Annotated in this window: 9 protein-coding genes and 1 pseudogene; 8 read left to right on the forward strand and 2 right to left on the reverse strand. The window is 73.1% G+C overall.

From position 1 onward, the window contains the following. Positions 1–331, forward strand: a pseudogene (locus ONA70_RS30500) (type VII secretion integral membrane protein EccD); the annotation flags it as partial. A 61-nt stretch (positions 332–392) separates the two neighbouring features. Here ONA70_RS30500 and ONA70_RS30505 read toward each other — a convergent pair. Next, positions 393–899, reverse strand: coding sequence for an inorganic diphosphatase (locus tag ONA70_RS30505; protein ID WP_265009954.1), 507 nt, complete (start codon positions 897–899; stop codon positions 393–395). A 503-nt stretch (positions 900–1402) separates the two neighbouring features. Between ONA70_RS30505 and dacB the strand changes: the two genes are divergently transcribed. The 5 genes from dacB (at position 1403) to ONA70_RS30530 (ending at position 8562) form a co-directional block, all read left to right on the forward strand. After that, positions 1403–2902: a D-alanyl-D-alanine carboxypeptidase/D-alanyl-D-alanine endopeptidase gene (gene dacB, locus ONA70_RS30510; protein WP_406601276.1), complete on the forward strand. Its 1500-nt coding sequence runs from the start codon at positions 1403–1405 to the stop codon at positions 2900–2902. A gap of 59 nt (positions 2903–2961) precedes the next feature. Beyond that, on the forward strand, positions 2962–4029 hold the full coding sequence (locus ONA70_RS30515; RefSeq protein WP_265009956.1) for a zinc-dependent metalloprotease: 1068 nt from the start codon (positions 2962–2964) through the stop codon (positions 4027–4029). A gap of 11 nt (positions 4030–4040) precedes the next feature. After that, positions 4041–5060 carry a tRNA lysidine(34) synthetase TilS gene (gene tilS, locus ONA70_RS30520; RefSeq protein ID WP_265009957.1) on the forward strand — a complete coding sequence of 340 codons (1020 nt, stop codon included), beginning with the start codon at positions 4041–4043 and terminating at the stop codon, positions 5058–5060. Positions 5061–6088: 1028 nt separating this feature from the next. Continuing rightward, positions 6089–6862: a hypothetical protein gene (locus ONA70_RS30525; RefSeq protein ID WP_265009958.1), complete on the forward strand. Its 774-nt coding sequence runs from the start codon at positions 6089–6091 to the stop codon at positions 6860–6862. A gap of 71 nt (positions 6863–6933) precedes the next feature. Then, entirely contained in the window at positions 6934–8562 is a 1629-nt protein-coding gene (locus tag ONA70_RS30530; protein WP_265009959.1) for a gamma-glutamyltransferase family protein, read from the forward strand. Here ONA70_RS30530 and ONA70_RS30535 read toward each other — a convergent pair whose 3' ends face one another. Continuing rightward, positions 8563–9522: a GlxA family transcriptional regulator gene (locus ONA70_RS30535; protein ID WP_265009960.1), complete on the reverse strand. Its 960-nt coding sequence runs from the start codon at positions 9520–9522 to the stop codon at positions 8563–8565. 138 nt (positions 9523–9660) lie between these two features. On the opposite strand from ONA70_RS30535, the gene ONA70_RS30540 reads away from it, so the two are divergent. Together ONA70_RS30540 and hpt are read left to right on the forward strand one after the other, a co-directional pair. After that, positions 9661–9810, forward strand: a complete 150-nt coding sequence (locus tag ONA70_RS30540) for a hypothetical protein (protein WP_265009962.1) — start codon at positions 9661–9663, stop codon at positions 9808–9810. A 99-nt stretch (positions 9811–9909) separates the two neighbouring features. Then, a complete protein-coding gene (gene hpt, locus ONA70_RS30545; RefSeq protein ID WP_265009961.1) occupies positions 9910–10485 on the forward strand; it encodes a hypoxanthine phosphoribosyltransferase in 576 nt (191 codons plus the stop codon). Positions 10486–10677 lie beyond the last annotated feature (192 nt).

Here is a 10677-nt window from a genome sequence, read left to right on the forward strand (position 1 = left end):
CGGTTGCGCCGTGCTGCTGCTGCGCTCCCGGCTCTTCGTGGCGGTCCGCCACCGGGTGCCCCCGGTGGTCGCCGGCCTGGCCGGGTACGCCCTGCTCGGCGCGGTCCTCGTCGGGACCGCCGACCCGGCCGGCCGGCTCGTGCTCGCCGCCGGCGGGCTGTTGCTGGCCCTGATCGCCGTCGCGGCCGGCGCCACGTACGCCCGGCGACCGGTCTCCCCGTACCTCGGTCGGCTGGCCGACCTGACCGACACCGCGTTGGTGGTCTCCGTGGTCCCGGTGGCCTGCGCGGTGCTGGACCTCTACGACCGGGCCCGGGGGCTGCTCGGCTGAGCATGCGCGCGGGCCCGGGTCGCTCGGCTGAGCGGCCCGGGCCCGTCGACGCAGGTCACAGTCAGTGCAACGTCTCGCCGCGCTCCTCGGCCTCCTTGGCGCGCTGGAACGACGCCCGGATCTCGGCCTCGGCCTCGGTACGGCCCACCCAGGTCGCGCCCTCGACCGACTTGCCCGGCTCCAGGTCCTTGTACACCTCGAAGAAGTGCTGGATCTCCAGCCGGTCGAACTCGCCCAGGTGGTGGATGTCCCGCAGGTGCTCCTGGCGCGGGTCCTCGTAGGGGACGCAGAGCACCTTGTCGTCGCCGCCCTTCTCGTCCGTCATCCGGAACATCCCGATGGTGCGGCAGCGGATCAGGCAGCCGGGGAAGGTGGGCTCGGGGACCAGCACCAGGGCGTCCAGCGGGTCGCCGTCCTCGCCCAGGGTGCCCTCGATGAAGCCGTAGTCGGCCGGGTACTGGGTGGAGGTGAAGAGGGTGCGGTCCAGCCGGATCCTGCCGGTCGCGTGGTCCACCTCGTACTTGTTGCGGTGACCCTTCGGGATCTCAACCGTGACGTCGAAATCCATCTTCCACGCTCCCTCGTTTGCCCACGCTGGCTAACGGAACCAGTGGCGCCGCCCCCCGCGCGGAAGAATCACCCCCCGCCGGCTCCGGCCGCCGCATAGTGTTCGGACGGAAGTAGTGTCACCCAAGGTGCTTTCGAGCGGGGGAGGAGGGGGTCGTGGGGAGGGAAGATTCACACTACCGCCCTGAGGGGCTTGACGGGCGGCAGTCCGGAGGTTCCGCACCTGGCGGTGCCACCGGCCGGGTCCGGATCCCCGGAACCACCCCGGGCGGTCACCCTGGGGCGGCCGCCGGTTCCGCTCCGGTCGGCCGCGCCGACCCCTCCGAGTACGGCCGCGGGCCGGTGGGTCGGGCCGATCCCTCCACGTACGGTGCCGGCCCGGTGGGTCGCGTCGAACCCTCCGCCTACGGTCCCGGCCCCGTGGGTCGGGCCGACCCGCGGCAGTACGGAGGCCCGGTCGCCCCGGTGAACTGGCCGGGGCCCGACGCGGCCGGCGGGATCCCGGTGAGTCCGCCCGTCCCGCCGCCCGGTGCCGCCCCGCCTCCGCCGCCCGCGCCGGCCCGTCGGGGCCGGGTCCGACTGCTGGCGGTGCTGGCCGCCGTGCTGGTGATCGCCGTGGCCGCCGTCGGGCTGGCCGTGGTCCGCCCCGGTCCGGTGGCCGGCTGGCTGGGCGGCGAGGCCGACGCGCCCACCGCCGCCCGGACCGCCGAACCCGCCCCGTCGGAGGTGCTCGCCGCCGCCGACCCCAACGCCCCGGCGCCGACCCCCGAGGGGGTACGCGCCGCGCTCGAACCGCTGGTCGGCGCCGCCGCGCTCGGTGAGCGGGTGAACGTCTCGGTGGCCGACGTGGCCACCGGCAAGGCGCTCTACGGCCGGGGGCAGGACAGCCCGACCGTCCCCGCCTCGGTGACCAAGCTGCCCACCGGGGTGGCCGTGCTGGCCGCCCGGGGCCCGGCGTACCGGATCCCCACCCGGGCGGTGGCCGGCCCGAACCCCGGTGAGGTGGTCCTGGTCGGTGGCGGTGACCCGACGCTGGCCGTGGACAAGAACGGCTTCTACCCGGGCGCGGCCCGGCTGGACGACCTCGCCGCCCAGGTGCGCAAGGCGCTCGGCGGCACCGCGCCGACCAAGGTCATCGTCGACTCGTCCCTGTTCAGCGGCCAGGTGTACGGCCCCGGCTGGGACGACGACATCCCCACCGGCGGCTTCGGAGCGGCGATCACCGCGCTGACCACCGACGCGGCCCGGCGCGACCCGGAGGCGGCCCGCAAGTCGTTCGACGCCACCCACGGCATGGCCGAGCGGGTGCCCCAGCCGGACCTGACCGCCGGCCGGCAGTTCGCCAGGCTGCTCGGGCTCTCCGGCGACGCCGCCGAGGTGAAGCGGGGTACGGCGCCCACCGCCTCCGGCGGTACGGCCCCCGCGCCCGGCACCGAGCTGGGCAAGGTCCAGTCGCTGCCGATGGTCCGCCTGGTCGACATCATGATCAGCGACAGCGACAACGTGATCGCCGAGTACATGGCCCGGCAGGTGGCGCTCGCCAAGGGCAAGCCCGCCTCCTTCCAGGGCGGCGCGGCGGCCACCGACCAGGTGCTCGGCGAGCTGGGGCTGCCCGCCGACGAGATCAGCCTGGCCGACGGCAGTGGGCTGTCCCGGACCAACCGGATCAGCCCGTCCCTGCTCACCGACCTGATCACCCTCGCGGGCAACGGCAGCCACCCCGAGCTGGCGGCGATTTTCGGCGGCCTGCCGGTCGGTGGCTGGTCCGGCACCCTCGACGACCGCTACCAGGAGACGGCCACCAAGGCCGGGGCCGGTGTGGTACGCGCCAAGACCGGAACGCTGACCGGGGTCAGCGCGATCGCCGGCGTGGTCACCACGGCCGACGGTCGGCTGCTCACCTTCGCCGTCCTCACCGATCAGGCCCCGGCCGGCGCCCTCGACGCGACCCGGGAGGCCCTCGACCGGATCAGCTCCGTGCTGGCCCGCTGCGGGTGCCGCTGAGAGGCTGCGACAGCCGTCGATCACCGGTTGTGGTGTCGCGGCGCGGGTACGGTGGGTGCATGGCGCAGTTCGTGGACTGGGATCTGGCCGCCGCCACCGCGGGGGCGTTGGGCAAGTCGGGCCCCCGGGTGTCGTACGCGGAGGCCACCGACGTGGTCACCGAGCTGCGACGGCTGACCGAGGAGGCGGCCGGGCACGTCGCCGACTACACCGGCCTGCGGTCGCAGGTCGCCCACCCGCCGGTGCGGGTGGTGGACCGGCGGGACTGGGCCGCGGCGAACATCGCCGGGCTGCGCGAGGTGATCAGCCCGCTGGTGAGCCGCCTCTCCGGCGACAAACGGCCCGGGCCGCTGACCGAGGCAGTGGGGTCCCGGCTGACCGGGGTGCAGGCCGGCACCGTGCTGGCGTACCTCTCCGGCCGGGTGCTCGGCCAGTACGAGGTATTCGCCGGCGACCCCGGCCAACTGCTGCTGGTCGCACCGAACATCGTCGAGGTGGAGCGGAAGCTGGGCGCCGATCCCCGGGACTTCCGGCTCTGGGTCTGCCTGCACGAGGTGACCCACCGGACGCAGTTCACCGCCGTGCCGTGGATGCGCGCGTACTTCCTCAGCGAGGTGCAGGCGTTCGTGGACGCCGCGCAGGGCGGCGAGCACCTGCTCGAACGGCTGCGTCGGGGCGTCGCCACGCTCTCCGACGCGGTGAAGGACCCGGAGAGCCGGGCCAGTGTGCTGGACATTGTGCAGACCCCGGCGCAGCGGGCCGTGCTCGACCGGCTCACCGCGCTGATGACCCTGCTCGAAGGGCACGCCGAGTTCGTCATGGACGGGGTTGGGCCGCAGGTGATCCCGAGCGTCGAGTCGATCCGGGCGGCCTTCAACCGCCGGCGGGAGTCCGGCAACCCGCTGGAGAAGGCGATCCGCCGGCTGCTCGGCATCGAGGTCAAGATGCGGCAGTACGCCGAGGGCCGCAAGTTCGTGCACGGCGTAGTCGACCGGATCGGTATGGCCGGCTTCAACAAGATCTTCGCCTCACCGCTGACCCTGCCCCGGCTCGAGGAGTTGGGCGACCCGGACGCGTGGGTGGCCCGGGTGCACGGGCCGACCGGGGCCACTCCGGCCGCCGACTGAGCGGGAGAGCCGTGGCCGCGCTCGCCCCGCCGGTCGCCGCCGTCCGGGTCGCCGTACGCCGGGCGTTGGCCGGCCTGCCCGGGGCCGGGCCGGTGCTGGTGGCCTGTTCCGGCGGTGCCGACTCGCTGGCGCTGGCCGCGGCCACCGCCTTCGTGGCGCCCCGGCTCGGCCGGCGCGCCGGCCTGGTGACCGTCGACCACGGCCTGCAACCCGGCTCCGCCGAGCGGGCCGAGGCGGTCGCCGGCTGGGCCCGCGAGCTGGGGCTGGACCCGGTCGACGTGGTGCCGGTACGGGTCGCCGGGCGGCCCGGCGGCCCCGAGGCGGCCGCCCGCGAAGCCCGGTACGAGGCACTGATCGCCGCCGCCCGCCGGCACGGCGCGGCCGCGGTGCTGCTCGGCCACACTCGGGACGACCAGGCCGAGACGGTGCTGCTCGCGTTGGCCCGGGGCGCCGGCCCACGCGGGCTGGCCGGCATGCCGGAGTGCCGCGAGGTGGGCGGGGTGCGACTGCTGCGTCCGCTGCTCGACGTGGCCCGGGAGGACACCCGCAAGGCGTGTGCCGCGCTCGGCCTCACCCCCTGGGAGGACCCGCACAACGCCGACCCGGCGTACGCCCGGTCCCGGGTCCGCGTCGACCTGCTCCCGGCGCTGGTGGCCGCGCTCGGCCCGGGGGTGGTGGACAACCTGGCCCGGACCGCCCGCCTGCTCGCCGCCGACACCGCCGCGCTCGACGAGTTGGCCGCCGCCGCGCTCGCCGACGCACGCTCCACCGAGGGCGGGCTCTCGGTCGACGCGCTGGTCGCGCTGCCCGCCGCCGTACGCACCCGGGCGCTGCACGCCTGGGCACGGGAGCTGGGCGCGTCCCCGGCCGCGCTGTCGCACCGGCACATCGCCGCGTTGGACGCCCTGCTCACCGCCTGGCACGGCCAGGGCGCCGTGCACCTGCCCGGCGGCCTCCCGGTGGTCCGGCGCGGCAACACGCTGATTCTCATGTATGGGTTAGCTCATGACGAGAAGCCGTTCAATGCCTGAATCAATCCTGGCTTGGTTGAGGCCTGGACGCGCAGGCCGCGACACGCCGTTGCAAGTCGATGAACAGACCGTCAATCCACGGGTTGACGTGGACAAAGAAAGAGGGGAGCGGCCCTCGCAGGGCGGCTCCCCATCTTTAGACTTCGAGCTTGGTGGCTCTGGTGGGAGCAGAGCACTCCGTGACCGGTGCCCCTAATCGCTTGGATGTTCCTCTGAGCGATCCGTACGCAGCACACGTGACTGCTCGTCTGCTGGATTTTTTCGCCGACACGACGCCATGGCCTCGGCGTCTGTGGGACGTGAGTAGCGTGCTGGCTTTGGAGGAGGCGTGGGAGGCCGGTGACTGGCAGCGTGAGCAGGTGCTGTCCAGCGGAGCTGGTGTCCTGGTACCTGCGTTCCCTTGAGCGGTTGCTCGGGCCCGACCGGGGATTGGGTGACAGCCAGCTTCGGAAGGAGTTGACGCAGTTACTGCGTTCAGGATTGGGACCGGACAGCCAGCAACGGCGGCGACTTCCGGCAGCTGATGCCGCTGATCAATGACGGGTATCTGCGGCGGTGGATGATTGCTGCGGAAGGGGCAGCTCCGCCGTCCCCTGAGCGCCTGGCGCGCGGTCGCCACCCATCTCTTGGACCGGGGGTGGAGTTCCGGGCGGCTGCACCGATGGGTCCACGATACGGCGGCCCTGCCGGACGCGACGCTGCGTCATCTGCTTGAGTTCGCGGCAGACCTCTCACATTGCGAGGACAGCGAGTTTGAGGTGCTGGTGCCGTTCGCGTCGGTACCTAAGCATCAAACACTGGCCGTGGGGTTGCCGGAATGGTTGACTGCTCCCGCAGCTGCCGCGTGGTTTCGAGCCGAGGGCGTAACGCGGCCACCCCGCCACAACGGCGCGTTCCTCTACAAGGTGAGAGCGAAAGACGCGGTTGCTGCCGCGCGGAAGGCTGGAGCTCTCGTCTTGCGGCTGCAGGCGAGGAGCACGTTCGCACGGTCTGGTCGAGGGCGTCTCCAGCCTGTTGGACATGTTTGAGTGAAGGCCTACCCGCAGCCGTTGCCGGTACAACCGCCAGCACGAGGCGCCGATGTCTTGTCGCTGAAGCGTGAACGCACGATGTACTCGGTGACCGGATCAGACCGCCTCGACGATGCATTGGAGTTGGCGGCACCGCTCAACGAGGGACCTCCGGCACCTGCGGTGTCCGGTGCATGGGCGGCGATCGAGTCGCTGCTATATCACCCCGGCGACAAGGCGGATCCTGACTCCGAGCGGAATCGCGCAGTGGCCGCTGATCGACTGGCAGCATTGGTGGCCTGTTCATGGCCCAGGGCCGAACTGACCGCGCTCTCGTACCGGCATGGTCCGGCAGAAGAAGACGCACTGCTGGGGAAGCTCGAAGTCGCGGCAACCAACGCGGAGCGGTGTCAGATCCTGGCCGCAGCGCTCGGCGGCGGTGATAAGCTGGCGTTGTCACTGCCCGGCGATGTTGCGGCGGGCCAGCGGATGACCAAAGTGCTGGCAAACCCGTTCAGGGAACTGGGTGACGTCAGGGCCGTGTTCGAAGGCGTGCTCCGGCGGTTGTACCGGCAGCGCAATATCGTGATGCATGGGGGAACGACTGCGGCGGTAGCGCTCGATGCCGCTCTGCGTACGGCAGCGCCCCTGGTGGGGGCCGGCATGGATCGTCTGGTGCATGCCAAGTTGACCCTGGGATTGGAACCCTTGGACCTGGTGGCCCGTGCCGAGAACTCTCTCGCTCTGGTCGGGGACCCGCTGGGCCCTTCGCTGACCCACCTGCTGGACTGAGCGCAGAACCCGCTGACATCTCAGCCGCAGCGGGGGTCGCCGGGAGCCGCCGAAGCCGGTAGAACGGGCGGATGGCGTACCCCCGGCAGCCCCTCCTGGCCCCCAACGGCGCCGTCGCGACCAGCCAGCCGCTCGCGGCGGCGGCGGGCCTGGCCGTGCTGCGGCGTGGCGGCAACGCCGTCGACGCCGCGCTGGCCACCGCGATCACCCTGACCGTGGTGCAGCCGCCGTCGAACGACATCGGTGGCGACCTCTTCGCGATTGTCTGGGACGGCGACCGGCTGCACGGGTTGAACGCGTCCGGGCGCTCCCCGGCGGGGCTGACCCGGGAGATCGTGCTGGCCGCGACCGAGCGGCGGGGCGCGGCGCCGGTCGAGGCGCTCGGCGGGACACAGGCGGCCGGGCCGGCGATGCCGGCCCGGGGCTGGCTGCCGGTGACCGTGCCGGGTGCGCCCGCCGGCTGGCGGGACCTGCACGAGCGGTTCGGCTCGCTGCCCTTCGCCGAGCTCTTCACCGACGCCGTCGGGTACGCCGAGCGCGGCTTCCCGGTGGCCGCCGGCACCGCCGCCACCTGGGCCCACGGAGTCGCCGGGCACTCCGGCCTGAGCGGGGCGGAGTTCGCGGAGTTCGACCGGGTGTTCACCGTGGACGGTCGGGCGCCCGGACCGGGTGAGTGGTGGCGCAACCCGGACGCGGCCGGGACGCTGCGCCGGATCGCCGAGAGCCGGGCGAAGGACTTCTACCGGGGCCGGATCGCCGCGGCGCTGGACGCCCACGCGGCCCGCACCGGCGGCTTCCTGGCCGGTGACGACCTGGCCCGGCACCGCTCGACCTGGGTCGACCCGGTCTGTGTCCGGTACCGGGGGCACGAGGTGTGGGAGCTGCCGCCGAACGGGCAGGGGATCGCGGCACTGCTGGCGCTGCAGGTGCTGGACGGGGTGGACCTGGCGGCGCTGTCGCCGGAGGAGCGACTGCACTGGCAGATCGAGGCGACGAAGCTCGGCTTCGCCGACGCGCACGCGTACGTCGCCGACCCGGATCGGGCGGCGGTGCCGACGGCGGCCCTGCTCGACCCCGGGTACGGGGCGCGGCGCCGGGCGCTGGTCACCGACCGGGCGGGGGAGCCGGTGGCCGGTGAGCCGGAGCGGGGCGGCACCGTCTATCTCTGCACGGCCGACTCGGGCGGCATGATGGTCAGCCTCATCCAGTCCACCTATCTGGCGTTCGGCTCGCACGTGGTGCTGCCCGGCCACGGCTTCGCGCTGCAGAACCGGGGCCTCGGCTTCCGGCTCGACCCGGACCACCCGAATGTGGTGGGGCCGGCGAAGCGGCCGTACCACACGATCATCCCGGGCTTCCTGACCCGGGACGGCGCCCCGGTCGGCCCGTTCGGGGTGATGGGCGGGCACATGCAGCCGCAGGGGCACGTGCAGCTGGTCTCGGCGACCCTCGACGCCGGGCGCGACCCGCAGGCCGCGCTGGACACCCCGCGCTGGTACTGGCACGCCGGCCGGATCGTGCTGGTCGAGCCCGAGCTGGACCCGCGCCTGGTCGCCGGCCTGCGGGCCCGCGGGCACGAGGTGGTGGTCGCCGACCAGCCGGCCGCCTTCGGGTACGGGCAGGCGATCTGGCGCCACCCCGCGGGCGGGTACGTCGCCGGGTCGGAGTCCCGGGTCGACGGGGCGATGCTGGGCTGGTGATCAGGCCTCGACCCGCTCCCGGAAGGTGGTCCGGTAGGCGTGCGGGGTGGTGCCCACCCGGCGGGTGAAGTGGTGCCGCAGCGCGGCGGCGTCGCCGAAGCCGGCCTGGTCGGCCACGTGCTCCACGCTCAGCCGGGTCTCCTCCAGCAGCCGCCGGGCCAGCAGCACCCGCTGGTTGGTCAGCCAGTCGTGCGGGGTGGTGCCGGTCTCGGCGCGGAACCGGCGGGCGAAGGTCCGCGGGGCCATGTCGGCCCGGGCCGCCAGCTCGTCCACGGTCACCGTCCGGTCCAGGTGGCCCATCAGCCACTCCAGCACCGGCTCGAGCGTGGGCGCCTCCGGCGCCTTGGGGATCGGCGCCTCGACGTACTGGGACTGGCCGCCGTCCCGATGCGGTGGGACGACCATCCGCCGGGCCAGCCGGGTGGCGGTGGCCGAGCCGTGCTCCTGGCGTACCAGGTGCAGGCAGGCGTCGATGCCGGCGGCGGTGCCCGCGCTGGTCAGTAGTCGGCCGTCCTGCACGTAGAGCGAGTTGCACCGCACCCGGGCCGCCGGGAACCGCCGTTGCAGGTCGTCGACGTGCCGCCAGTGGGTCGTGCAGTCCCGCCCGTCGAGCAGCCCCGCCTCGCCCAGCACGTACGCCCCGGAGCAGACGCTGAGCACCCAGGCGCCCCGGTCGGCGGCCCGGCGCAGCGCGTCCAGGACCGGCGCCGGCACCGCCGCCCCGTCGGCGTGCGCGGGCACCGCGACCAGGTCCGCGTCCTCGATCGGGGTCAGGTCGGCGTGCGGGGTGAGCAGGAAGCCGGAGCGGCTGCGGACCGGCCCGCCGTCCATCGTGCAGACGTCGAACCGGTAGCCGGGGAAGCCGTCGGCGGTGCGGTCGGTGCCGAAGACCTCGGCGAGCACGCCGAGTTCGAAGGCGGCGACGTCCTCGAGCGCGATGACGGCCACGGAGCGGAGCATGTGACGAGGGTAACCCGAGGGGTGGCAGAAAATCGATGCCCCCTGGCATTCCTGCCACTGTCCGGGTGATGCGGTCAGTCGCAGACTGGTTCCACTCCGGTGCGCACCGGCGGCGAAACCGACATCAACCATGTGAAAGTGAGCGCCGCCATGGCCCTCCTGCTGCTCCTCTTCTTCCTGCTCTTCCTGCTCGTCGCCAGTGCCTCCGGGTTGACCTCCGACAGCCGGGACTCGGCCGACTGGAAGCCGACCGACGACGGACGCCGTTGGCGCTCCCGTACCTGCTGAGGTGATTTACCCCTTCCGTGCCGAAAATCCCCGGCGGGACCGCGCCAAAAGGGGCGGCCCCGCCGACGGGGGCCAGCGGGCGTACGGCAGGCTATGACCATGGCTGACGGCTCCTGGTACGACGCCGACATCGACCACGTGATCATCTCGGAGGCCCAGATCCGCGAGAAGACCGCGGAACTGGCCAAGCAGGTTTCGGCGGACTACGCGCACGTCGACGACGGTCTCCTGCTCGTCTGCGTGCTCAAGGGCGCGGTCATGTTCATGGCCGACTTCGCCCGGGCGCTGGGCCGTCAGGGCCCGCCCGCCGAGCTCGAGTTCATGGCCGTCTCCTCGTACGGCCAGGGCACGACCTCCTCGGGCGTGGTCCGGATCCTCAAGGACCTGGACCGGGACATCGCCGGCCGGCACGTGGTGGTCGTCGAGGACATCGTCGACTCCGGCCTGACCCTCTCCTGGCTGCTGCGCTACCTGGAGTCGCGCTCCGCGGCCAGCGTCGAGGTGGTCGCCCTGTTCCGGAAGCCGGACGCGGTGAAGGTCCAGGTCCCGGTGAAGTACGTCGGCTTCGACATCCCGACCGAATTCGTCGTCGGGTACGGCCTCGACTTCGGCGAGCGCTACCGCGAGCTGCCCTACGTCGGCGTGCTCAAGCCCGAGGTCTACGCCCGCGCCTGATCGGCCGGGGATACGTCAAGCGGACGTTCAGCGGGCTCTCAGTCTTTCGGACTACGGTGGAGGCCGGTGGCGTGGAGGCACTCTCCACGCCCGGCCCCTCGACCCGCGTGACCGGGCGGTCGGGAGGTCGGGTGGGGAGCTCCCGCCACGCCGGCTCGATCCTCGGTTCGCCGTGCGCGTAAGTGCCGGGCT

Source organism: Micromonospora yasonensis (assembly GCF_026013475.1).
In the GTDB taxonomy this organism is placed as follows: Bacteria; Actinomycetota; Actinomycetes; order Mycobacteriales; family Micromonosporaceae; genus Micromonospora; species Micromonospora yasonensis.